The sequence below is a fragment of the Enterobacter sp. C4G1 genome, from assembly GCF_052886895.1.
Genome location: NZ_JBQVVV010000002.1, coordinates 1,219,649 through 1,243,805, shown reverse-complemented (window position 1 = coordinate 1,243,805; position 24,157 = coordinate 1,219,649). Strand labels below are relative to the sequence as shown.

The 24,157-nt window shown below is 48.6% G+C and carries 24 protein-coding genes; 12 read left to right on the top strand and 12 right to left on the bottom strand.

Annotated elements, in window-relative coordinates; translation table 11 throughout:
* Position 1: 1 nt before the first annotated feature.
* From fliI to fliF, 4 genes are read right to left on the bottom strand one after another with little or no spacing between them, the layout of a single operon-like run.
* Positions 2-1,372 (bottom strand): flagellar protein export ATPase FliI, encoded by a 1,371-nt coding sequence (gene fliI, locus ACT9TW_RS19925; protein ID WP_182061578.1) that lies wholly within the window; start codon positions 1,370-1,372, stop codon positions 2-4.
* Positions 1,372-2,079 (bottom strand): flagellar assembly protein FliH, encoded by a 708-nt coding sequence (fliH, locus tag ACT9TW_RS19920; protein ID WP_446493476.1) that lies wholly within the window; start codon positions 2,077-2,079, stop codon positions 1,372-1,374. The genes fliI and fliH overlap by 1 nt, the downstream gene beginning before the upstream one ends.
* The gene (gene fliG, locus ACT9TW_RS19915; RefSeq protein ID WP_014070850.1) at positions 2,072-3,070 is read right to left on the bottom strand and encodes a flagellar motor switch protein FliG; all 999 of its coding nucleotides are present in this window, start codon (positions 3,068-3,070) and stop codon (positions 2,072-2,074) included. The genes fliH and fliG overlap by 8 nt, the downstream gene beginning before the upstream one ends.
* Positions 3,063-4,742 (bottom strand): flagellar basal-body MS-ring/collar protein FliF, encoded by a 1,680-nt coding sequence (gene fliF / locus ACT9TW_RS19910; protein WP_446493475.1) that lies wholly within the window; start codon positions 4,740-4,742, stop codon positions 3,063-3,065. Before fliF ends, fliG begins: the two co-directional genes overlap by 8 nt.
* A gap of 228 nt (positions 4,743-4,970) precedes the next feature.
* Between fliF and fliE the strand changes: the two genes are divergently transcribed.
* From fliE to ACT9TW_RS19895, 3 genes are all read left to right on the top strand, one after another.
* A complete protein-coding gene (gene fliE / locus ACT9TW_RS19905) occupies positions 4,971-5,285 on the top strand; it encodes a flagellar hook-basal body complex protein FliE (protein WP_446493474.1) in 315 nt (104 codons plus the stop codon).
* A gap of 416 nt (positions 5,286-5,701) precedes the next feature.
* The gene (locus ACT9TW_RS19900; RefSeq protein ID WP_446493473.1) at positions 5,702-6,673 is read left to right on the top strand and encodes an acyltransferase; all 972 of its coding nucleotides are present in this window, start codon (positions 5,702-5,704) and stop codon (positions 6,671-6,673) included.
* 166 nt (positions 6,674-6,839) lie between these two features.
* On the top strand, positions 6,840-8,015 hold the full coding sequence (locus tag ACT9TW_RS19895) for an acyltransferase family protein (RefSeq protein ID WP_446493472.1): 1,176 nt from the start codon (positions 6,840-6,842) through the stop codon (positions 8,013-8,015).
* A gap of 62 nt (positions 8,016-8,077) precedes the next feature.
* On the opposite strand, the gene ACT9TW_RS19890 is transcribed toward ACT9TW_RS19895, so the two are convergent.
* Together ACT9TW_RS19890 and ACT9TW_RS19885 are read right to left on the bottom strand one after the other, a co-directional pair.
* A complete protein-coding gene (locus ACT9TW_RS19890) occupies positions 8,078-9,211 on the bottom strand; it encodes an acyltransferase family protein (RefSeq protein ID WP_446493471.1) in 1,134 nt (377 codons plus the stop codon).
* Positions 9,212-9,867: 656 nt separating this feature from the next.
* Entirely contained in the window at positions 9,868-11,697 is a 1,830-nt protein-coding gene (locus tag ACT9TW_RS19885; RefSeq protein ID WP_446493470.1) for an acyltransferase family protein, read from the bottom strand.
* Positions 11,698-12,002: 305 nt separating this feature from the next.
* Between ACT9TW_RS19885 and yedD the strand changes: the two genes are divergently transcribed.
* Positions 12,003-12,416: a lipoprotein YedD gene (gene yedD / locus ACT9TW_RS19880; RefSeq protein ID WP_182061572.1), complete on the top strand. Its 414-nt coding sequence runs from the start codon at positions 12,003-12,005 to the stop codon at positions 12,414-12,416.
* Positions 12,417-12,472: 56 nt separating this feature from the next.
* Here yedD and amyA read toward each other — a convergent pair whose 3' ends face one another.
* The 4 genes from amyA to fliD all read right to left on the bottom strand — a co-directional run bounded on the left by amyA (position 12,473) and on the right by fliD (position 16,278).
* The gene (gene amyA, locus ACT9TW_RS19875; protein WP_446493469.1) at positions 12,473-13,960 is read right to left on the bottom strand and encodes an alpha-amylase; all 1,488 of its coding nucleotides are present in this window, start codon (positions 13,958-13,960) and stop codon (positions 12,473-12,475) included.
* 97 nt (positions 13,961-14,057) lie between these two features.
* A complete protein-coding gene (fliT, locus tag ACT9TW_RS19870; protein WP_446493468.1) occupies positions 14,058-14,429 on the bottom strand; it encodes a flagella biosynthesis regulatory protein FliT in 372 nt (123 codons plus the stop codon).
* Positions 14,429-14,839, bottom strand: coding sequence for a flagellar export chaperone FliS (gene fliS, locus ACT9TW_RS19865; protein ID WP_182061569.1), 411 nt, complete (start codon positions 14,837-14,839; stop codon positions 14,429-14,431). Before fliS ends, fliT begins: the two co-directional genes overlap by 1 nt.
* A 20-nt stretch (positions 14,840-14,859) precedes the next feature.
* A complete protein-coding gene (fliD, locus tag ACT9TW_RS19860) occupies positions 14,860-16,278 on the bottom strand; it encodes a flagellar filament capping protein FliD (RefSeq protein WP_446493467.1) in 1,419 nt (472 codons plus the stop codon).
* Between the two features lie 269 nt (positions 16,279-16,547).
* Here fliD and ACT9TW_RS19855 point away from each other — a divergent pair, with 269 nt between their 5' ends.
* From ACT9TW_RS19855 to sdiA, 8 genes are all read left to right on the top strand, one after another.
* Entirely contained in the window at positions 16,548-17,846 is a 1,299-nt protein-coding gene (locus tag ACT9TW_RS19855; protein ID WP_440675675.1) for a FliC/FljB family flagellin, read from the top strand.
* Positions 17,847-18,009: 163 nt separating this feature from the next.
* Positions 18,010-18,729: an RNA polymerase sigma factor FliA gene (locus tag ACT9TW_RS19850; RefSeq protein WP_014070758.1), complete on the top strand. Its 720-nt coding sequence runs from the start codon at positions 18,010-18,012 to the stop codon at positions 18,727-18,729.
* A 54-nt stretch (positions 18,730-18,783) separates the two neighbouring features.
* Entirely contained in the window at positions 18,784-19,335 is a 552-nt protein-coding gene (gene fliZ / locus ACT9TW_RS19845; RefSeq protein ID WP_182061566.1) for a flagella biosynthesis regulatory protein FliZ, read from the top strand.
* A gap of 86 nt (positions 19,336-19,421) precedes the next feature.
* Positions 19,422-20,222 carry a cystine ABC transporter substrate-binding protein gene (gene tcyJ / locus ACT9TW_RS19840; protein ID WP_446493466.1) on the top strand — a complete coding sequence of 267 codons (801 nt, stop codon included), beginning with the start codon at positions 19,422-19,424 and terminating at the stop codon, positions 20,220-20,222.
* A 108-nt stretch (positions 20,223-20,330) separates the two neighbouring features.
* The gene (dcyD, locus tag ACT9TW_RS19835) at positions 20,331-21,317 is read left to right on the top strand and encodes a D-cysteine desulfhydrase (protein ID WP_446493465.1); all 987 of its coding nucleotides are present in this window, start codon (positions 20,331-20,333) and stop codon (positions 21,315-21,317) included.
* A gap of 21 nt (positions 21,318-21,338) precedes the next feature.
* A complete protein-coding gene (gene tcyL, locus ACT9TW_RS19830) occupies positions 21,339-22,007 on the top strand; it encodes a cystine ABC transporter permease (RefSeq protein ID WP_446493464.1) in 669 nt (222 codons plus the stop codon).
* Positions 22,004-22,756, top strand: coding sequence for an L-cystine ABC transporter ATP-binding protein TcyN (tcyN, locus tag ACT9TW_RS19825; RefSeq protein WP_446493463.1), 753 nt, complete (start codon positions 22,004-22,006; stop codon positions 22,754-22,756). The genes tcyL and tcyN overlap by 4 nt, the downstream gene beginning before the upstream one ends.
* A gap of 222 nt (positions 22,757-22,978) precedes the next feature.
* Entirely contained in the window at positions 22,979-23,701 is a 723-nt protein-coding gene (sdiA, locus tag ACT9TW_RS19820) for a transcriptional regulator SdiA (RefSeq protein ID WP_446493462.1), read from the top strand.
* 65 nt (positions 23,702-23,766) lie between these two features.
* Here sdiA and ACT9TW_RS19815 read toward each other — a convergent pair whose 3' ends face one another.
* Both ACT9TW_RS19815 and ACT9TW_RS19810 read right to left on the bottom strand, forming a co-directional pair.
* The gene (locus ACT9TW_RS19815; RefSeq protein WP_182061560.1) at positions 23,767-23,991 is read right to left on the bottom strand and encodes a DUF2594 family protein; all 225 of its coding nucleotides are present in this window, start codon (positions 23,989-23,991) and stop codon (positions 23,767-23,769) included.
* Complete coding sequence (locus ACT9TW_RS19810; protein ID WP_420712946.1) at positions 23,978-24,058, bottom strand: hypothetical protein; 81 nt, start codon at positions 24,056-24,058, stop codon at positions 23,978-23,980. Before ACT9TW_RS19810 ends, ACT9TW_RS19815 begins: the two co-directional genes overlap by 14 nt.
* Positions 24,059-24,157: the final 99 nt, after the last annotated feature.

Genomic DNA, 24,157 nt, shown 5'->3' with positions numbered 1-24,157 from the left:
ATTACACCTGCGGGAAAATCAGCTCCAGAGCCTGAATCGAATCGTCCCAGTCGGCGCGTTCAAAAATACCTTGTTGCAGGAATGCCTCCAGATGCGGCCACAGAGCAATCGCTTTGTCGAGCATCGGGTCGCTGCCTTTGGCATACGCCCCTACGCTCACCAGGTCGCGGTTACGCTGGAAGCTGGAAAGCAGCTGTTTGAAGTTACGCACGCGGGCGTAATGCTTCTCTGTAATCAGTGCCGTCATCGCACGGCTAATCGATGCTTCAATATCGATAGCCGGATAGTGCCCGGCTTCGGCCAGACGACGCGATAACACTATGTGGCCGTCAAGGATTGCACGCGCGGAGTCGGCGATTGGGTCTTGCTGGTCATCGCCTTCGGTCAGAACCGTGTAAAACGCAGTAATCGAACCGCCACCGGTGATGCCGTTACCGGCACGTTCAACCAGTGCTGGCAGCTTGGCAAACACTGAAGGTGGATAGCCTTTGGTGGCTGGCGGTTCGCCAATAGCCAGCGCGATTTCACGCTGTGCCATCGCATAACGCGTCAGGGAGTCCATGATCAGCAGCACGTGCTGCCCGCGGTCGCGGAAATCCTCGGCAATACGGGTGGCGTAGGCTGCACCCTGCATACGCAGCAGCGGGGAAACATCCGCCGGGGCGGCGATCACCACCGAGCGTGCTCGGCCTTCAGCACCCAGAATGTTTTCAATAAAGTCTTTTACTTCACGACCACGTTCACCGATAAGCCCCACGACGATGACATCGGCCTGGGTGTAGCGCGCCATCATGCCGAGCAGTACCGATTTACCCACGCCGGAACCGGCGAACAGGCCCATACGTTGCCCGCGCCCAACGGTGAGCAAGGCGTTAATCGGGCGCACACCGGTATCAAGTACATGCTCGATAGGGGTACGTTGCAACGGGTTAAATGGCTGAGTAATCAGCGCCCCGGTTTCGGTGGTGTCAGGAGAGGGGAGGCCATCGAGCGGCTTGCCGCTCCCGTCCAGCACACGGCCTAACAGCGCCGGGCCAAGCGGCAATTGTTTGCCACTTTGCAGGCCATCGCCTGAGTTGTTTTTTGCATACACGCGTGCGCCGGGCAGAATGCCTTCGACCTCTTCAAGCGGCATCAGGAACAGACGCTGGCCGTTAAAGCCAACGACTTCACTTTCCACTTCGCGGGTTTCGTTCCTGTCCTGACGTTCGATCACGCAGGTTGCGCCCAGCGGAAGCTGCAAGCCCGTGGCTTCCAGCACCAGGCCTGTCGCGCGGGTCAGACGTCCATAACGACGAACAGATGGCAGTTGCGCCATCTTCGTTTCAAAGTTATCAAGGGTGGTAAGCCAGCGAGTGAGCCGTGCGGTCATCAGACGACTCCCGGTGCCGCCAGGCGGCACAGTTCCTGCCAGCGGGTTGCGACGCTGGCATCCAGGTCGCCTTCATCCGCAGAGACTTTGCAGCCGCCGTGGTGTAAGGACGGATCGCCGCGCAGACGCCAGCCGTGCAGGCTGAGCGTGGCGCCGAGGCTTTCTTCCACACGCTGTAAATCGTCAGGATGAACGCGCAGCTGCGGTTTGCCGCTGAACAACGGCTCCTGCTGAAGCAGGCCCTGAATTTGTTTGATCAGCGCCGAGTTATCTACCGTTGGCGTCTGGCCAATTACCTGACGTGCGGCTTCAAGCGCCATCTGCATCAGACGCGAGGCAATCACGCTGTCGAGCGCATCGAGGGTGTGCTGGAATTCGCTGACCAGCTGCTGCATCCGGGCATGAAGCGGCGCCTGTTGCTGGCGCGCCTGTTCAATACCTTGCTCTAACCCTTTCGTCAGACCTTCCTGGTAACCCTGTTCCTGGCCTTTCTGCCGTCCTTCATTTAAACCCGCGTTATAACCCTGTTCGTGCGCCTGCATTTGCATCTGCGCCAGCATCTGTGCGCGTTGCTCTTCTTCGCTGAGCGCAGGGGGTTCTGTGCCAGTATCGCCCTCGTCGGGCAATATCATAGCCGGGGTAAACTCGGAAAGAGGAGGGGCCAGATCGTCAGGCGTCCAGCGCTTCCACGGCAGCTCATTAGACATACGTGTCTTCTCCGCTGCCAATCACCATCTCGCCGGTTTCTGCCAGACGACGAACAATAAGCAGGATGGCTTTCTGTTCGTTTTCCACCTGAGACAGACGCACCGGGCCACGGTTGGCAAGGTCGTCGCGCAGGATATCGGCCGCACGCTGAGACATGTTGCGCAGGAACTTCTCGCGCAGTGGCTGTTCGGCGCCTTTGAGGGCGATAAGCAGCGATTCGGAGTCCACTTCCTGAAGCAGGCGCTGGATGCTGCGATCGTCCACTTCGACCAGGTTTTCGAACAGGAACATCTCGTCGATAATTTTCTGTGCCAGCTCGCCGTCGAACTCGCGAACCGCCGTAATAACCGCTTCTTCCTGCTGAGTTTTCATCAGGTTGATGATCTCTGCCGCCGTTCTTACGCCGCCCATTTTGCTGCGCTTGAGGTTCTGGCCATCGAGCAGGTTGTTCAGCACTTCTGTCAGTTCTGCCAGTGCCGCTGGCTGGACACCACCAAAGGTGGCAATACGCAGCATAACGTCGTGGCGCAGACGCTCTTCGAACAGCGCCAGAATATCGGCCGCCTGACCACGTTTGAGGTGAACCAGGATGGTGGCGATAATCTGCGGGTGCTCGTCGCGAATAAGGTCGGCGGCGCTCTGCGGCTCCATAAAGTTGAGCGTCTCGATACCGCTGGCGGTATCGCGGGTTTCCAGAATATCTTCCAGCAGGCTGGCGGCGCGTTCTTCGCCAAGCGCCTTAACCAGCACGGAGCGCAGGTATTCGTTGGCGTTGACATTGAGCGCGGCAAACTGCTCGGCTTCCTGCTCAAACTCAGCCAACACTTCGGTCAGCTGTTTGTTAGAGATCTGACGAACGTTCGCCATTGCCGCACTGAGAATTTGCACTTCCCGCTGGGAGAGGTGTTTGAACACCTCTGCCGCGCGGTCTTCGCCAATGGTCATCAGCAGGATGACGCTTTTATCGGTACCTGTAAGCGTATTACTCATGTTCGTTACCCATCCAGCCGCGGATGACCAGCGCGACGACGCGCGGATCGTTATCTGACATTTCGCGAATACGTTGACTCATTACCTCAGCACCCATGCGCTGATTAGCACGGCGCTGCTGCATTTGTTCGTCTTTGCTCAGACGAACCTCAACGGCTTCTTCCACTTCCTGACGCGTACTCATGAGTTCCTGAGCGGCTTTGGCTTCTTCCGCGCGGCGCGTCAGCTGCGGACGAATCGCTTTACGCCACAGCAGCCACGCGACAATCAGAACCAGCAGCCAGCGACCGGCAGACATCAGCTGATCGATAAACGCCTGCTGTTGCCAGAACGGCAGTTCGCCACCTGTCTCATCAACCGAGTTGAACGGAGAGTTCACCACGTTGAGGGTATCGCCACGCTTCTCGGAGTAACCCATGGCTTCACGGGTCAGGTCTTCGATCTGCTTCATTTGCTCTGCAGTCAGTGGCAGCGGTTTGCCGTCTGGCAGCGTTTTGTAGTTTACAACCACAGCAACAGAAAGGCGTTGTACATCCCCCACGTTCAGCTTGGTGTGGCGAATGGTACGGTCGACTTCGTAGTTGGTCGTTTCATTACGGCTGCTGGTACGTGGGCCAGAAGACGTGTTTGAAGAGGTTGTTTGCTGATTCGTTTGCTGACCGTTCTGCTGGTTTGCTGGCGGGGTAGAAATTGGTGCAGCATTAGCCGGGGCAGGCTGGTTAGACAGTGCGCCTGGCACACCACCCGGGTTTGGACCACCCACTTGCTCGTTTTCATTTACCTGGCGAGAACGCATCACGGCCTGGGCAGGATCGCCATTCGGGCTGTACTGTTCTTCTGTTTGTTCTTTATTTGCGAAGTCAATCTGAGCGGTAACCTGCGCATGGACGTTGGAATTCCCCACGACCGGGCCAAGAATGGCTTCAATACGGCGTTGCAGGCGGCCTTCAACATCGGCGGCATATTTCAGCTGTGCGTCATTTAAATCGCGACCTGCGCTGTTGTTCTGCGTCAGCAAATGCCCACTCTGATCAACCAGGGTAACGTTACCTGGCGGTAAACCGGCAACGGCGCTGGAGACCAGATGTGTCACCGCGCTGATTTGCCCCTCATCCAGCGCGCGGCCAGGTGCGAGGTTAACAGTCACAGAAGCAGACGGGGATTTTTGTTCGCGAACAAACAGAGAAGGTTTTGGCATGGCGAGGTGCACGCGGGCACTTTTCACCGGGCCTAATGTTTCAATGGTGCGGGCCAGTTCACCTTCCAGCGCACGCTGGTAGTTGACCTGCTCGCTGAACTGGCTGATACCGAATTTTTCCTGGTCCAGCAGTTCAAAACCTACCGCGCCGCCTTTGGGCAGACCCTGCTGCGCGAGACGCAGACGCAGTTCGTGCACTTTATCCGCCGGAACCTCAAGCGCACCGCCGTTATCGGCGAAGCGATAAGGGATGTTCATCTGGGTAAGTTGGGTGACGATGGCACCGCCATCCTGGTCGGAAAGGTTACTATAGAGCGTGCGGTAGTCAGGGCTTTTCGCCCACAAGACCATCGCAACAATAATCGCAATTGCGGCAGCGCCTGCCACGATCAACGGGATTTTAGGATTCGCGCGAAGGCGGTTCATCCACTCTAGTGATTTAGTCTGCGGTGCTGTCGATGCTGTCGCACTCATTGCGCACCTCTTAAATCCTGGTGGGTTACGTTATTCGTGTAGAGAAACAAAACTGACTCCCGGGTCGGCAAACACGACAAAAGTTCCATACTGATGGCCCTGCCATTATTTGATGATTCGGGATTTTCTATGCGTCAAATAACCTGGTTTTTTCACGCTATTTACCGCCTTTATCTTATTGACAAGCTGTTAGTCTTGACCGCGTAAAAAACCATCCAGGGGAGAGTCATGGCTATACAGGGCATTGAAGGGGTGATCAGTCAGTTGCAGGCAACGGCGATGACGGCCCGTAATCAGAACGTGGCAGAAGAACAGCCGACCATCAGCTTTGCGGGACAACTGCACGCCGCTCTTGACCGTATCAGCGATACCCAGACCGCTGCGCGTACACAGGCGGAGAAGTTCAGTCTGGGTGAACCGGGCGTGGCGCTTAACGATGTGATGACCGATTTGCAAAAAGCGTCTGTGTCGTTGCAGATGGGGATCCAGGTAAGGAATAAGCTGGTTTCTGCGTACCAGGAAGTGATGGGAATGCAGGTTTAGTTTATCTAATAACCTAAAATAGCAATCAGAATGTCAGATTGCAGAAGAATAAAGGGCTCGGGAACTGGGACTGCACTCTAGGTCAGTAGTGGCTCAATTACCTTATCCGGAAGCTTAGAAACTGGTTTTAACAACTCTGGAAGGGTTATTAAAACAGCATTAGGAGTGCCTAACACTCCATGCAATCTTGACCTACTTACATCGGCGGATGGAGTCGGTGTGTATAACCGGAACACGCCTGATCCTGTGGGGTGTGAAGGGTGTTGGTGCAAACCAAGACCTGAAAAAATCTTTTCTCTGATGCCATATATATCAGTAGTGTTTGATGATTGAGTCACACGGATGTGATTATCATTTGATTGAAAAAGCAAAGATTCGTAGCATCAACAGACAATTCTTAATTTGGTGTTTATAAAATGCGCAACAATGCATTGGATGCAGCGAAGCTTCTTGCTTGTTTCTTTATAATAGTTGTCCACGTGGGTAATTTCCCGGAGATGCCACAGTATTTTGGTGAGCTGTTCCGAGTGTCTTCAAGGTGGGCGCTCCCCTTCTTCTTTCTGGCCTCTGGTTACCTGATGGGCTCCTCTGCGCATGATGATTTGGGTAAAAAGCTTAACAAACTTGTTAGTATTCTTTTCTGGTCATCAATATTGTATATTCCAATTTTGTATAGAATGATGCAGGGAGATGCATGGAGAACTATTGGGAAAGTTGTATCTAACGACACCCTTCATGGCGGAACATTCTTCCATTTGTGGTTTTTGAATGCGCTAATCCTTGGCGTTATATTAACAAATTACTTTATAAAAAATGTAAGCGTCAAATTATCTATATTGGTATCAACTGCCATTTTGGTCGCATGCTGGTATGGCGATCTGGTTAAGTCACTTCACTATGAGATTTATATATTTTATGCATTAAGAACCATGATAGCCTTTGCGCTTGTTTATCTCGGACATTACTTTGCCAAGAGTGGAGTTCTTAAAAAGATTCCTAATAAGATCTCATTGGCTATCATTTTGTTTGGCGTGATATTCATGGTTGGTGAGGTGTATCAGCTTGGAATTATCTATAAAGCTGATATGGTAGAAAGACAATTTCCACTATTCGCCACCCCAGTGTGTATTGCTCTGCTTAGCTGGTGTGTAAATACTAATGTTAGAGAGAATATAATATCAAATCTAGGCAGAGAGTATTCTCTTGGGGTTTATCTTTTACACCCTCTAATTCTTTACATACTTACTCACGATGTTGGACAATATATTGCTAACAACTCATTCTGTAAGCTTATAATCAGTTTTATTTCATCGATTGTGATACTAATGTTTGTTAAGGCTATTGTCCCAATAGCATACAGGAAACTTAATGGCATTGGAGTAATGTAATCGGTTTAGTAGCCCACTTTCGTGGGCTTTTTTTGTAAACATTATCGTTCTGTTTATTCGAACAGTAATATTTTATGCATATATAGTTATCATTTTTAATCTTGATGCTACGATTTACATAATTAATAAGGTACAACAATGAGATTGATAGATGGAACACTCTTTTATGTCTCTTAGTATTGTTCTGACCGTATGTGTAGGCATTGTTTTTTCTTTTGCGATGCGAAACTTTTCTGGAGAATATTTCAAGAAAGAACTAAACGGAAATGGAAGGTTTGATACTCTGGATGGATTAAGAGGGTTAGCTGCAATATTAGTCGCAATACATCACTCATTTTTCTTTTATTGGTATGCAAAGCATGGTGAATGGTCGATAAATTATATCGGCGGTGGACGTTTGCAGGTTCTTGTTGATTACCTTGGGAAAGGAAGTGTATCGATATTTTTCATGATCACTTCATTTCTTTTTTGGGGTAAAATCCTTTGTCGGGTAGACACTATCGACTGGCGAGAGTTTTATATCAAGCGATTTTTCAGGATCGTGCCTCTTTATATAGTAGTTGTGTTATTTTCGATTTTCTATGTAATGTTAACCGTAAAGACACCATTTGATATTTATCCATATATAAGAGTTTCTTTTTACTGGTTGACATTTGATTTTTTTGGCACGCCAAATATTAATGGTTTTCCACTGAGTAAAAGTATTGTGGCTGGAGTATTCTGGTCGCTGTCTTATGAATGGATGTTCTATTTCCTAATCCCTGCTTTTTCAGTGTTTGCTGTTAGTAAAAAATCATCAATGTTTATTGTATGCATGATGTTGGCTATTTTGGCATTCATCTATGGGGTCAATATAGAGATCGGATTATGGCCCCAAATTCATGTGCTTTGCTTTATCATAGGTGCAGCATGTGCACACATCTATAAGTTCTACCCTGGCTTTATAAAAAAACTTAAATCACCTGTTTTTTCAGTAATTGCTGTCGCAGCACTTGGTGTATGTATTTATTTGTTCGATACCCCATATTCACATGTCCCTACAATATTAATAGGGATTGCATTCATGATTATATCGAGTGGGAATAGTATTTTGGGTTTTCTAAAAACCAGAAGTATGAAAATACTTGGAACAATTAGTTATAGCGTGTATTTGCTTCACGGAATTATATACACAGTTTTGTTTTCTCCAATGATTAAGTCAGGTGTGTCATTTCAGGTCGCTATAGCAATCACTATTCCTGCGATACTTGCGTTAAGTACTGCGTCATATCTGTTTATCGAGAGAAAATTCATGTTAAAAGAACGACTGACTACTGAAAGGAACTTGGTCAATTCTTTGTAGCAGGAATCCGCTTTCTACATATCCTCCACAACGTTGGGTGACCAACGTTGTGGAGGGATCGATTACGTAGGTTTTTTTTCCAGGGAGTTATTATTTTCTTTAGTAGAAAGAATGGTAATAATTTTCTTCCCAATGTTTATAAACCATTTTTCTACTGTGATGTGTACTATGTAAGCAACCACTATGCAGACTGCTAAAATTGAGAAGAATGAAAGGACTCCTTTAGGGAAGTCATTGATCCCAATGTCTTTTAGATAAATGGTGTAGTACTTAAGAACCATTGCATGAGTAAGATACAGTGAATATGAAATATCTGAAAAGAATCTTGATACTTTAGACTTCAGCTTCATTCCTGTCATTTCGGAAAGCATGAGTGGTATAAATATGGCCGCAGCAACAATTCCCTTCTCAGTAATTCCATGGCTATTAAGATCAACGAAGTACATCATTGAAATGGCAATTACTGATAAGGTCAGAAATAATAATGAAACAGTGATGTTCTTACTTGTTTTGAGGGTATTGTAGAGATAGTAGCATCCCATTCCAATAATGAATTCCAACATTAAAGGAGAACCCAAAAGTGTCAAGGGAGGAGAAAATACACCCATATCTGGACTATATGATGAAAAATGACCATGTACAGATAACTCACCTTTAAACGATATTTGTATTGTACTCATGGCCATGAGTAAAAGGATTGCAGTAATAAACCCTCTGTATTTATGATTAATACACATCCCAAAATAAAATACGAAGTAGAACATTACTTCATATGCTATTGTCCATGCGGGGTATAGGATATTATATCCAAAGAATGGAGCTTTACCAGCATAGTTGTTTTGCATTAAAGTAGCCGAGTGTAGATAATCTAAATAATCATACCCAGAGTTATAAGTTAGCCAAGCAATTGTCAAGCAAATGATAAATAGCGGATATATTCTAAAAAATCGCCGTATGATAAAACTTGAGCGATAATTATCCTCTTTATTCCTGGTTGCGTAACATATGATAAACCCGCTGATCATAAAGAATATATCAACACCGATATTACCATTTCTAAAAAGGTCTCGTCCCATTCCAGGCCAGAAAGAGTAGGCTCCCATTAGAATGCCTGTGATGTGATAAGCTACAACCAAAAGAGCCGCTGGCCCCCTTAGTACTTCTATAAAATATATTTTATGCGATGTTTTGGACATTTCGTAATCACTTATAATTAATAAAAAACACCATAGTAAAGTTCTTAAAGTGTGCTGGCGTTATACTAATGCACGCTTATTTTGTATTTAAAATATTATATGGCTGAAGTTTTTTCTGATCGTTTTCCGATAATTCCATATGAAAATAAAATAGGTATGGTGTTATCAAGAAATATTAAACATGCTGCACGCATTTCATCATTCATTAGCTGATTAAATGAATTCATTTGATTGTATAGCACAATCAAAAGACTTGCTAATCCACGAAGAAATGCTATGGATTTTATTTCGCTTTTAGTATTGTTCATAATCAATAATTAAAATTTGAAATATAATTGCCATGCTGGAGTTTAAAGTCTCTACCAGAGACAATCTAGTACGACGGATTTATGACTCATCTTCTTAGATGATGAGTTTAGTATTGTATCATCTGTTAGAAGTTGAGTCAGATAATTCTTAATATTACTTACAAAAGTTGGTAGTTCATAGCGAATGAAATGTAATGGCAGAAATTATTTCCCATTTAAGAGGTTAATATTTTGTTGAGATAATTTTATTATCAGTGGTTTTTTTGTTTCATAATGCAAATTTAAGCATTATTAAATCAAGTGCAAAGAAGAAAAGAGGGGGCATAAGGACTATGACCCCATTTTTAATCAATTTAGCTTTTCTGATATATTCTTAATGAACCATGTAGACCCTGGATAAGTCAGATGTGTATTATCCCACTGCATAGGAATCACTGGTTTTTTCCCCGCCGTCACTTTACATGTAGCCTTACTACACATGATACCGATGGCAGATATATAGGCTGAGTTGGATGAGGCACTCACTATTTTTCCAATAAGCTTGTCATTACCCAGAACATTCTTGGATGAATCAAAGAGAGCAACAGGAAGTGTTCCCTGCGGAGTTAACCCATTTGCCTCAATGACTTTAGGCAGCGGATCATGCCAGTATGGGAAAGGACCGATCACGACTGTACGAATACCCGCAGAACTCAACATTTTCAGTGTGTCAGCAAGATAATCCTTAAACGGATATTGAGACCAGAATGCCGCCAGAACCACCAGTTTAGGCTTAACGCGTAACAATTCGGCAGTAATATTTTTATTGATGTCTTTACAGAAAGGGCGCTGGTTATTTTCTGCACCATACAACGGCCCGCACAGGCTGGATGTTCGTTGCGTCAAATTCTCATTTTTCATTACCGCTCTAAATCCAGGCATCAGTTGCGCTGCATGAGAATCTCCCCAGATTACAATCGACTCTGAGGTCATTTTATCCTGACACTTTGAAAATTCTGAATAATCCTGCCGTGGATTCAGGAAGCAAGTGTCAGGTCGCCACTCTTTATTATTGAACCGGTAGGTGATGACATCATTCATATCACCTTTGAATCTGAACGTTGCACCGTTGGTCTGTACCACCACAAAAGCACAGGTGGTGATGACGATGGCACTGACAAAATCGGTGCGAAGCCAGTTTCTTTTTCTGAATGGCATCTCGATAAGATAGTAAGAGATCACGGCCAGAATGAATGATACGGAAATCCCTGCACTGATGTTAATGGCATTCATCTCTACTCTGTAGTAACGCATTACCACAATCACGGGCCAATGCCAGAGATACCAGGAGTAGGAAATGGTACCGATAAACTGGGCAGCTTTGTTTTTAATGAGATAGGCGTTTTGGTTATTCGCAAGGATAACCAGCGCTGCACCTGCTACCGGAATCAACGTTGCCAGCCCCGGCCATGCCTGCGATCCCTCGGCTGTAAAGAGCGAAAACAGAATAAGCAGCAGGCCGGGAATGTTGAGCTTAGACAGGTGCCTGAAGTTCGTAAGTGCACCACGGCTGCTAATGATATACACCAAAGCACCCGCCAGCATTTCCCAAGCTCGGGTTGGCAGCAGGTAGAAAAGATCCTCTTTCGTCCCTGATAACCCGAGCGCGACATACGCCAGAGACAAACAAAATAGCGCCAGAATGGAGAGAGATACCGGAAGCCGGCTTTTCTTGATGGCTAAAACAATCAGCGGGTAGATCAAATAAAACTGCCATTCAACAGACAATGACCAGGTATGCAACAAGAAATTGAGATCTGAAGAAGGGTCGAAGTAACTTGAATGAGCAGCGTAATAATTATTCGAATAGAACAACAAGGATGCGGTGGCATTTCTGGCGAGCAGCTCAAATTCACTGGTGCTTAACCAGAAATAGCCAAATATCAGCAACGCTAATACGATTGCGACCAGCGCAGGGACAATGCGTAAAAAACGAGCAACGTAGAAATCGAAGATACCTTTATGGTCAACTTTCTCAAGTACGATACCCGTCATCAGGAAACCGGATATTACGAAAAATACATCAACTCCTGTGAATCCTCCAGAAACGTAGGGAACACCAAAGTGATATAGCACGACACTCAGGACAGCAAAAGCTCGCAGCCCATTGATATCGAGCCTGAATTTTTTGTAGCTCATTTTGTAACCATCATTCCGAAACGCCAAAACTGGCAAAAAATAAGATAAGGATGATAGACGCTTTATCCCAACCCGTCATCCAACGAATCAATGTTATTAACAGCATAGCGAGTTAGCTCACTGTAAATAACAGACTGCTTGCGATAACGTCAAACATATGATTATTAATTGAGCTGTAATTACATACAGTGCTCTGCTAGTTTTCATCAAAAAAACAATCCTGAGCATGGCTGGAAATTATCTTCCACTGGCACCCTCAACGCTTTAATGCCACAATCTTTTTTTCTTCGCACGCAGGAAAGATGATGAAAAAAATAGCAATTGCTGGCGCGCTGCTGGCGTTGACCGGGTGTGTTCAGGTGGATAACTATCAGGATGTCATCAAGCATCCGGTTCCGAAGCATCTGGCGGGGTACTGGCAGTCGAAAGGGCCGCAAAGCAAAATGGTGAGCCCGAAGGCGATTGCCACGCTGGTGGTAACGGAAGAGGGCGATACGCTGGATTGTCGTCAGTGGCAGCGTGTTTTGGCTGTGCCGGGGAAAATCATGTTGCGTTCAGACAGCTATTATAACGTGACCAGTAAACTGGATATCTATCCGCTTGAACGCGATGGTTCAACGCTGGAGTACGATGGCCTGGAACTGCAAAAGGTTGACCGTCCTACCGTGGAATGCGCAGATTACCTGAGCAAAAATCCGCTGGAGAGCAAGCTGCCTTAAGCGTTGTTGCCGGGTAGTGGCTCTGCCTTACCCGGCCTATAAATCACCGCTGATTTTTACAGAACATCCTCCATCACCCACACGCTAACGCTTCCGCCGTTGCAGGTGAAAATCCCTTCACCGTCCGCTGCCGTTGTGACGGTTTCTTCGCGATTACCCAAAAAATCACGCCAGGTTTTATTCCCGTAGTTCTCACCCAGACACAGGGTTTTCTCCCCATCATCACCGTTAGACAACACCACCACACAGCCAGGATAGTCTTCCGTCCCGCTACGGCTAAACGCAATACAGTTTGGATGATCAAAGAACAGCGTCTGAATACCGTGGGCAAAGCGCTGGCGCGCCAGAATAAGCTCGTGGAGCTGTTCGATAACCGGCATATCAATATGATAAGTCTCGCCATCACCGCCCACATCGTCATAGCTTGCGCCGAATAAATCCGGGTAGAACACGCTCGGTACGCCGTTTTCACGCAGTAATATCAGGGCGTAGGCCAGCGGTTTAAACCAGGATTCAACCGGTGCTTCCAGTGCCTGCAAGGGTTGGGTGTCGTGGTTTGCAACCAGAGTAACGGCATGGAAAGGGTCACTCTCAACCAGTGTATCGGTAAAAATCTGGCTCATGTCGTAATCACGCCCCTGGCGTGAGGCCTCGTGAAATTTCATTTGCAAAGGCGCATCAAACAGCATGGTTTTGCCGTCAACCTGGTTGATGTAGTTCTGCAATTTATCCACTTCATGAGACCAGTATTCCGCCACAATAAAGAGGGAGTGCGTGGCTACCTCCTGGACGTGCTCAATCCACTCTTTGTAAAACCAGGCCGGAATATGTTTTACCGCATCCAGACGAAATCCATCGCACTGGGTTTGCTCCATTATCCAGCGTGCCCAGTATTTTATCTCTTCGGTCACGGCATGATTACGAAAGTCGATATTCTCGCCCATCAGGTAATCAAAATTACCCATCTCATCATCGACCTGGTCATTCCAGCCTTCACCGCTGTAGTCATTAACGATTTTAAAGATGCCGTCATGGTCGGGATTTTCAATGTGGTCAACGCCACTGAAACATTTAAAATCCCAGATAAATTGCGAATATTCGCCCGCGCGGGCAGGGAAGATGTAACGGGTCCAGGCTTCGCAGTTAATGATTTCATCGTCAATTTGCGTGCGGTCCTGTTCGTTTACACGCTGAACGTGAATAAGCTCTTTCTCATCTGCACCCATTTTATGGTTCACCACCACGTCCAGCAGCACGGCGATATCGTTGCTTTTTAACGCGGCAATGGCTTCCAGCAGCTGCGCCTTGTCGCCATATTTGGTGGGAACAGATCCTTTTTGATCAAATTCACCGAGGTCAAAGAGATCATAAGAATCATATCCAACAGAAAACCCGCCCGATGCCCCTTTATAAGCCGGGGGAAGCCAGACCATATTGATGCCGATTTCGTTAAGATTGGGGGCTAAAGCTGTCACTTCTTGCCACAATTCACCGCCAGCGGGGTAATACCAGTGAAAGCATTGCAGTAAGGTTGGATTGCGCATGTACCATCTCCATGAGGTCGCGAAACTCAAGTATGGGATAGGTCATGCAGAAATGCCTGGCGAACGAAGCGAGAAATGCTCGTTCGCCAGCGGATGGCTAATTTAAATCGAGATTGCTTTGCGGGACCAGAACATGACCGCCCTGGTTGCTGTAGGTAGAAAGAACTGATTTTTGCATAGAATTTTGACCAACCAGCTTTGCCAGTTCATCCATTCTGTTTTGCAGCAGCGTTTTGACCTGGCTTTCGTTGTCCAGGATCACCCGCAGGGTAGGGCTAAGTTGTTCCTGCACTTGTGAAGAGGGTTGAATTTCTTCTGTGAGTTGAGCCAGCGAGTGCACCGCATTAACATAATCGGTTTCACAGGCGATCAGTTCATCCCATAAACCCTGACGAGCAAGGCGCAGCATCATCTGACTTTGATCCAGGAGCTGCTGATAAAGGGTGTAGAGTTGCGGTGCATTACTCATTAGACGGCGTCCTGAATCAGTTGTGGCGAACCGGCAACTTCCTTCCACCCGTCAGCGATATTGCGCAGCAAGTTTTCCACCTCTTCGATGGCACTGGCGTCGTTATTCACGTTGGCGTGCAGTAGGCGTCTTACCATATAGGCATAAAGTGCGATCAGGTTTTGTGTCAGCTCATCCCCATTATTTTCGACCAGGCCAACCTTCAGCCCATTCTCGATAATGTTGATGGCCTTCGAAAGCGCCAGTCCTTTAGCCGGGATATTGCCGTCCTGCAAGAACAGACGCGCGCGTACAAGCGCGCTGAGGGCTCCATCAAATAGCATGATAACCAGCTGATGCTGGCTGGCGCTCATCACCGCGCTTTCAACCTCTATTTTTGCGTAGGCTTGCGTGCCTTTTGCGCCGTACATGTTATCCCCCTCGGGTGTGATTAGCTTTTGCTACTGGACGATGATGTATCGAATTGCTGAGTCAGGTAGCTGCTGGTGTTATTCAGTGACGTCATCAATACGTCCAGCTGGGTAAACTGGGCCTTGTACTGTGCCACGGTGGCATCGATACGATCGCTCACGGCGTTATACTGATCGGTCAGGTTGTTCAGCGTTTTGCTGACGCCATCTTTTGCAGCCTGAATGATGCCTTTCGTTGAGAGCCAGTCAGTCAGCTTGGTCGCCATGGTGGTGGTAATGCCGGTCGTTTTACCATCACCCACAACCAGATCTTTCACTGCTGATGGGTTGTTTGTCAGGGCAGTTTCAAGTTTAGTGCTATCCAGCGTCAATTTACCCGTTGATGGATCACTGGTAATGCCAAGCTGGGTTAAAGATTTATATGCCGTTCCACCCGCAGAGTTTGTGAGCAGGCTTTTCAGCTGAGTCTGGATAGTACGCAGCGTGCTGTCGCCAAGCAGTGCGCCGTTGCTTGAATCCTGTGAGCTGGTGCCCGCATCAACGGCAGTATATTTGGTTAACGACGCAAAGCTGTCCTGAAGCGTGTTATAGGCATCTACCCAGGCTTTCAGTGCAGTTTCCGCTTTAGACGTATCTTTTGAGATAGTCAGCGTCTGGTTGCCGGTGGTGACGTCATTCAGGTTCAGGGTGATATCTTCCAGCGCATCACTGATGGTGTTGCTGCTGTTTTCGATATCAACGTTGTTCACTTTCAGTTTTGCGTTTTGCGCAGTCACACTTTCAGTCATGCCGTTGCTGGCATCGGTGCTGGTGCCGTTGTAACCCATAAAGGATTGCAGGGCGCTGTCACCGCTTACGCTGATGCTTACCGCATTATCAGAACCGGATTCGGCTGAGGTGACAGACAGACGATACTGACCATTGCCTACGTTGATAATACTGGCGGTTACGCCGGCATCAGCCTTGTTGATGGCATCACGAATGCCTGACAGCGAGGAGTTTGCCGCGCTGATATCCACCGTTACCGGGTCTTTTCCGTTACCTGCAGTAAAGGTGATCTTGCTGTCTGCTGAGGCGATAGCCGTTTTGGTATCGGTCTGTGTGCTTTTGGTTGTCAGTGTCTGGGCCTTAGCCAGCTGTGACACGCTAATGGTGTATTTACCCGTAATAGCGCTGCCGGTTGTGGTGGCGCTAAACGCGGTGGAGCTGCTCGACGTGCTGGTTGCAGTAAACAGGTCGGCTTTATTCAGCGCGGTGTTTGCCGTCTGGAATGCTGACACAGCACTACTTAAGGTGCCGTAAGCGCTCAGCTTGGCGGTATAAGACGACTGCTGATTTGAAATCGGGGTCAGCTGCGTTTTTTCTGCGGCTGTCAGGCTGTCCAGAATATCGCTTAATTGCAGACCCGAGCCCACACCCAGCGTTGAAATACTTGCCATATTTATTCCTTAATGTATCGACACGTAGAACGAATACTGGGGTTATCGGCTTCATCAGGGGAAAGTTTACGGTTAATTCTTTTTTTTTAATGGCGGGAATAACGCTAATAGAGAAGAGTATTTCCGTGGCTAAAAAAATATTCGAGATCCTGAAAAAAATTCTAAAGGTTGTTTTGGACCAGACGATAACACCTTTGACGGCGATGAAGCCGAAGGGTGGAAACCCAAATCTAACCAAACAGATTTGATGAACAACAGGAAACGAAATCATGGCACAAGTCATTAATACCAACAGCCTCTCGCTGATCACTCAGAACAACATCAACAAGAACCAGTCTGCTCTGTCTTCTTCTATCGAGCGTCTGTCTTCCGGTCTGCGTATCAACAGCGCTAAAGATGACGCTGCGGGCCAGGCGATTGCTAACCGCTTCACTTCTAACATCAAAGGTCTGACTCAGGCTGCACGTAACGCAAACGACGGTATCTCTCTGGCACAGACCACTGAAGGCGCACTGTCTGAAATCAACAACAACTTGCAGCGTGTTCGTGAGCTGACTGTTCAGGCAACTACCGGTACTAACTCCGATTCTGACCTGTCTTCAATCCAGGACGAAATCAAATCCCGTCTGTCTGAAATCGACCGCGTATCTGGTCAGACTCAGTTCAACGGCGTGAACGTACTGGCTAAAAACGGTTCTATGGCGATTCAGGTTGGCGCGAACGATGGCCAGACCATCAACATCGACCTGCAGAAAATCGACTCTTCTACTCTGGGCCTGGGCGGCTTCTCTGTTTCTCAGAACTCCCTGAAACTGAGCGATTCTATCACTACGATCGGCGATACCACTGCTGCATCGAAGAACGTGGACCTGAGCGCAGTTGCAACTAAACTGGGCGTGAATGCAAGCACCCTGAGCCTGCACGAAGTTCAGAACTCTGCTGGTAACGGTACTGGTACATTCGTAGTATCTTCTGGCTCCGACAACTACTCTGTATCTGTAGACGCGACCTCCGGTGCAGTTAACCTGAACACCACTGACGTGACCTATGATGACGCTACCAATGGTGTTACTGGCGCGACTCAGAACGGTCAGCTGATCAAAGTAACTTCTGACTCTGCTGGTGCAGCTGTTGGTTACGTAACCATCCAGGGTAAAAACTACCAGGCTGGCGCTACCGGTGTTGACGTTCTGGCGAACAGCGGCGTAGCAGCTCCAACTACTGGTGTTGCTACCGGTACTCTGCAACTGAGCGGCGCTACTGCAACTGCTGAGCTGAAAGGTACTGCAACTCAGAACCCACTGGCTCTGCTGGACAAAGCTATCGCTTCTGTTGATAAATTCCGTTCTTCTCTGGGTGCGGTACAGAACCGTCTGAGCTCTGCTGTAACCAACCTGAACAACACCACCACTAACCTGTCTGAAGCGCAGTCCCGTATTCAGGACGCCGACTATGCGACCGAAGTGTCAAATATGTCTAAAGCGCAGATCGTTCAGCAGGCTGGTAACTCCGTGCTGTCTAAAGCTAACCAGGTTCCTCAGCAGGTTCTGTCTCTGCTGCAGGGCTAATCGCCTGATTACGCACAAACCCCGCTTCGGCGGGGTTTTTTTCCGCTTGAATTCATTCGTAACCCCCAAATAACCCCTCATTTCACCCACTATTCACCCAATTAAAACCCCTGCAGAATCGGATAATCATGCCGATAACTCAATTAACGCAGGGCTGTTTATCGTGAATTCACTCTATACCGCTGATGGTGTAATGGATAAACACTCGCTGTGGCAGCGTTATGTTCCGCTGGTGCGTCACGAAGCATTGCGCCTCCAGGTGCGTTTGCCGGCGAGCGTGGAACTGGACGATCTGCTACAGGCGGGCGGTATCGGGTTATTGAATGCAGTTGACCGATACGACGCTCTGCAAGGAACGGCATTTACGACTTACGCAGTACAGCGTATTCGTGGTGCGATGCTGGACGAGCTGCGCAGCCGTGACTGGGTGCCGCGCAGTGTTCGCCGCAACGCACGCGAAGTGGCACATGCGATGGGGCAGCTGGAACAGGAACTGGGACGCAACGCGACGGAAACTGAAGTAGCGGAACGTCTTGGCATTGCTGTTGAAGAGTATCGTCAGATGTTGCTCGATACCAATAATAGCCAACTCTTCTCTTATGATGAGTGGCGTGAAGAGCATGGCGATAGCATCGAGCTGGTAACAGATGAACACCAGCAAGAAAACCCGTTACACCATTTAATGGAAGGTAATTTACGCCATCGCGTAATGGAAGCTATTGAAGCTTTACCAGAACGTGAACAACTGGTGTTGACCCTCTATTATCAGGAAGAGCTCAACCTCAAAGAGATTGGCGCTGTTCTTGAAGTGGGTGAGTCGCGGGTCAGCCAGCTGCACAGCCAGGCCATTAAGCGCTTACGTACTAAGCTGGGTAAGTTATAGGTGATTGATTCACCTGAGAAATGCCGCACAACGTATTGACAACCAGGAGTTATCATGACGGTGCAGCAATCAAAAAGACGGCCTCTAAGCCGCTACCTGAAAGACTTTAAACACAGCCAGACGCATTGCGCCCACTGTAATAAATTACTCGACCGTATCACGCTGGTTCGTCGTGGCGAAATCGTTAACAAAATTGCGATCTCTCGCCTCGACACGTTGATGGATGAATCAGCATGGTTTGAAGAGCAAAAAGAGTGGGTGGCGCTTTGCCGTTTCTGTGGCGATTTACACTGCAAAGAGCAAAGCGACTTCTTCGACATTATCGGCTTCAAACAATTCCTGTTTGAACAAACGGAGATGAGTCACGGCACTGTGCGCGAATATGTGGTTCGCCTGCGTCGCCTTGGCCAGCATCTGACCGTGCATAACATTTCTCGCGATCTGCTTAAGACCGGTTATCTGGATGAAAATCTGGAGCCGTGGTTGCCTGCAACCAGCACCAATAACTACCGCATTGCATTGCGCAAGTACGCGCAATATAAGGTACAAATGCCGGGTGTGGGGAAGCAGAAAGTCCACGCAGAGACAACTTCTGATATATATTAAAAAAGAATAAGATGTAGCGCAGCCGCCTTTGACGTTGCAGGCGAATTCACTACACTACTCAAAAATTCCACTATATCGGGGTAATTATGAAATTAGCACTTCTGGGTCGTCAGGCGCTGATGGGTGTAATGGCAGTTGCGCTGGTCGCTGGCATGAGCGTGAAAACGTTCGCGGCGGAAAATCTACTGAATAAAGTCAAAGAACGCGGCACGCTGTTGGTTGGGCTGGAAGGAACCTATCCTCCGTTCAGCTTCCAGGGCGATGACGGTAAACTGACCGGTTTCGAAGTGGAGTTTGCCGAAGAGCTGGCGAAACATCTTGGCGTGAAAGCATCGCTCAAACCGACCAAATGGGACGGGATGCTGGCATCACTGGATTCTAAACGTATCGACGTGGTGATTAACCAGGTGACCATTTCTGATGAGCGTAAGAAGAAGTATGACTTCTCTACGCCATATACCGTGTCGGGTATCCAGGCGCTGGTGAAGAAAGGTAACGAAGGCACCATCAAAACCGCTGCTGACCTGAAAGGCAAAAAAGTGGGTGTTGGTCTGGGGACGAACTACGAAGAGTGGTTGCGCCAGAACGTGCAGGGTGTTGATATCCGTACCTATGATGATGACCCAACTAAATACCAGGATCTGCGAGTTGGTCGTATCGATGCCATCCTGGTTGACCGCCTGGCGGCGCTGGATCTGGTGAAGAAAACCAACAACACCCTGGCCGTAGCGGGTGATGCGTTCTCTCGTCAGGAATCAGGTATTGCAGTGCGTAAAGGCAACGACGATCTGGTGAAAGCCATTGATGCGGCCATCGCCGACATGCAAAAGGATGGCAGCCTCAAGGCGCTCTCTGAGAAGTGGTTCGGTGCTGACGTCACGAAATAAGTCGTTGGCTGTAAAAAAAAGGCGCTTTTAAAAGCGCCTTTTTTATTTCTTACGCGTCTGCGTGCATAATAAAAAGTATCTAATAAAGACAGCGTTACCGGAGGATCCATGTCACTGCAAAATTTAACGCGCTTCCCACGCCTGGAGTTTATTGGCGCACCCACGCCGCTGGAGTATTTACCGCGATTTTCTGATTATTTAGGGCGTGATATTTTTATTAAACGTGACGATGTGACGCCAATGGCGATGGGCGGCAATAAGCTGCGCAAGCTGGAGTTTTTGGCCGCAGATGCGCTGCGCGAAGGGGCGGATACACTGGTGACCGCCGGGGCGATTCAGTCCAACCATGTACGTCAGACGGCAGCCGTGGCGGCAAAACTGGGCCTGCATTGTGTCGCTCTGCTGGAAAACCCGATTGGCACGCGCGCAGAAAATTACCTGACCAACGGCAACCGCCTGTTGCTGGACTTGTTTAATACCCAGGTCGAAATGTGTGACGCGTTGACCAACCCGACGGCACAGCTTGATGAGCTGGCCACGCGCCTGGAAGCGCAGGGCTTTCGTCCGTATGTTATTCCGGTGGGCGGCTCGAATGCGCTGGGGGCGCTGGGCTATGTGGAAAGCGCGCTGGAGATTGCTCAGCAGTGTGAAGGCGCAGTTAATTTGTCTTCGGTGGTGGTCGCCTCTGGCAGCGCAGGAACACACGCCGGGCTGGCGGTAGGTCTGGAGCAACTGATGCCTGACGCTGAGCTGATTGGTGTGACGGTTTCCCGAAGCGTTGCCGATCAAAAACCGAAAGTGGTGACCTTGCAGCAGTCGGTGGCAGAGCAGCTCGAACTTCAGGCGAAGGCCGATATTATTCTCTGGGATGACTACTTTGCCCCAGGCTACGGCACGCCAAATGAAGAAGGCATGGAAGCGGTAAAATTGCTGGCGCGCCTGGAAGGCATCCTGCTTGATCCGGTTTATACCGGCAAGGCAATGGCAGGGCTTATCGACGGTGTTGCGCAGAAACGCTTTAAGGATGAAGGCCCGATCTTATTTGTTCACACTGGCGGGGCACCCGCGTTGTTTGCCTACCATCCTCATGTCTAAACATCAGGTCGAAAAATAATAATGCAAGAAAGTATTCAACTGGTTATTGATTCGTTGCCGTTCCTGCTTAAAGGCGCGGTATTTACATTACAGCTCAGTATCGGCGGGATGTTCTTTGGCCTGGTGCTGGGGTTTTTGCTGGCATTGATGCGGATGTCGCCGGTGCTGCCGGTACGCTGGCTGGCGCGGTTTTATATCTCTGTCTTTCGCGGAACGCCGCTTATCGCCCAGCTCTTTATGATCTACTACGGTTTACCGCAGTTTGGGATTGAGCTTGATCCGATCCCTGCGGCGATGATCGGCTTGTCGCTGAATACCGCGGCATATACCTCGGAAACTCTGCGCGCGGCGATTTCCTCTATTGATAAAGGCCAATGGGAAGCAGCGGCCAGTATCGGTATGACGCCGTGGCAGACGCTGCGCAGGGCGATTCTGCCGCAGGCGGCACGCGTGGCGCTCCCGCCGCTCAGCAACAGCTTTATCAGCCTGGTGAAAGACACCTCGCTGGCGGCGACTATCCAGGTGCCTGAGCTGTTCCGCCAGGCGCAGCTTATTACCTCGCGTACGCTCGAAGTGTTCACCATGTATCTGGCGGCCTCGCTGATTTACTGGGTGATGGCGACGGTACTGTCTGCACTGCAAAACTATTTTGAAAACCAGCTTAACCGCCAGGAGCGTGATCCGAAATGAGTGCTATCGACGTCAAAAACCTGGTGAAAAAATTCCACGGACAGACGGTACTGCACGGTATCGACCTTGAAGTTGAGCAAGGGGAAGTGGTAGCGATTATCGGGCCAAGCGGCTCCGGGAAAACCACGCTGTTGCGCAGTATCAATCTGCTGGAGCAACCGGAAGGTGGAACTATTCGCGTGGGTGATATCACCATCGATACCGGGAAGTCCATCAACCAGCAGAAAGGGCTGATCCGCCGCTTGCGTCAGCATGTCGGGTTTGTCTTTCAGAGCTTTAATCTTTTCCCGCACCGGACTGTGCTGGAAAACATTATCGAAGGGCCGGTCATCGTAAAAGGTGAGCCTAAAGACGAAGCAACAGCCCGCGCTCGCGAACTGCTGGCGAAAGTGGGGCTTGCCGGGAAGGAGACCAGCTACCCGCGTCGTTTGTCGGGCGGCCAGCAGCAGCGTGTCGCCATCGCCCGCGCCTTGGCCATGCGCCCTGATGTGATCCTGTTTGATGAACCCACTTCTGCACTTGATCCTGAGCTGGTAGGGGAGGTGCTCAACACTATCCGTCAGCTGGCGAAGGAGAAACGGACAATGGTTATCGTGACGCACGAGATGAGCTTCGCCAGAGATGTGGCCGACCGGGCTATATTCATGGATCAGGGGCGAATTGTAGAGCAGGGGCCGGCAAAAAGCTTATTTGCTAACCCACAACAGCCGCGTACCCGGCAATTCCTCGAAAAATTCCTTATGCAGTAGCATTTATGCACTAATTTGCTCCAGATTTATCCCCTGGAGCAAATTATTCTCCCCCGAGCGCTTTCGTATTGTTTTTTTATTCCGCACAGTTCGGATTAACCGTATTAAAACTGAAGTTAATAGTCATATAGCCGATATTTTGTATATCTAAATAAGTTTTATGTGTTAGTTTATATTCACCATAATAATGATTATCTTTATCAGAGGCTTCATTCAGTAAGTATGAAGGATACAGACTTTTTCACATGGCGTCGGGAATGCTTCCTCCGGTTTCAGGAAATGACAACCGCCGACGAGGTTTATCTCGAACTTCAGAGACAAACTCAGGAACTGGAATTTGATTATTTCGCTCTCTGCGTCCGTCATCCAGTGCCATTTACACGCCCTAAGATTTCTGTGCATACCACATACCCCGCACAGTGGTTAGCGCAATATCAGTCAGAGAATTATTTCGCCATCGACCCGGTGCTGAAACCTGAGAATTTCGTTCAGGGGCATTTACCCTGGACTGATGAATTATTCACTGATGCTCAGGCATTATGGGATGGGGCACGCGACCACGGCTTACGCAAGGGAATAACACAATGCCTGATGCTACCCAATCATGCGCTGGGTTTCCTTTCTGTATCGCGTACTAGCCTGGTGGAGAATACCTTCGTCAGCGAAGAAATAGAGCTGCGTTTACAAATGCTGGTGCAAATGGCCTTAACGTCTTTACTTCGATTTGAACACGAGACGGTAATGCCGCCCGAGATGAAATTCAGCAAACGCGAGCGGGAAATTCTGAAGTGGACAGCGGAAGGAAAAACCTCTGCGGAAATAGCAATTATTCTCTCAATCTCAGAGAATACGGTTAACTTCCATCAGAAGAATATGCAGAAGAAATTCAACGCACCCAACAAAACGCAGATTGCCTGCTATGCGGCGGCGACGGGGCTTATCTGAAGCAAAAGACGTTCTGCGTGGCAGACGAGGACAACGGCTGAATGCAACGCATCCAGCCGTTTTTTTTACTGGCGGTAAGCTTGTTTAATTTGCTTAACCGTATTGGCAAATACCGCTGATTCAGCCTGGTCTTCCATTTGCGCGATTTGTTTTTCCATTTTAATGATCACACGACCGGCGTCAGCCTGACCCATTGCCTGTAGCATAAGCGTCAACAGCGCTTTCAGGCAGGTTACTTCCTGTGCCAGTTCTTGGTTATTCTCCGCAGTGGCGAATTCAGGTGTGCTCATTTATTTTCCTCATTATAAAACAGCGCTTGAGCGCGACGATGAAAGTTAAGGCCGCGGAGTATACCACAAGCCGCACCAAAAAATGCAGTGGTTGTTTTTTGTACTTTTCCGCTTTTTGTTTATTCGCGTAAACAACAAACGGCGGTAATCTGTACGCCAGATTATC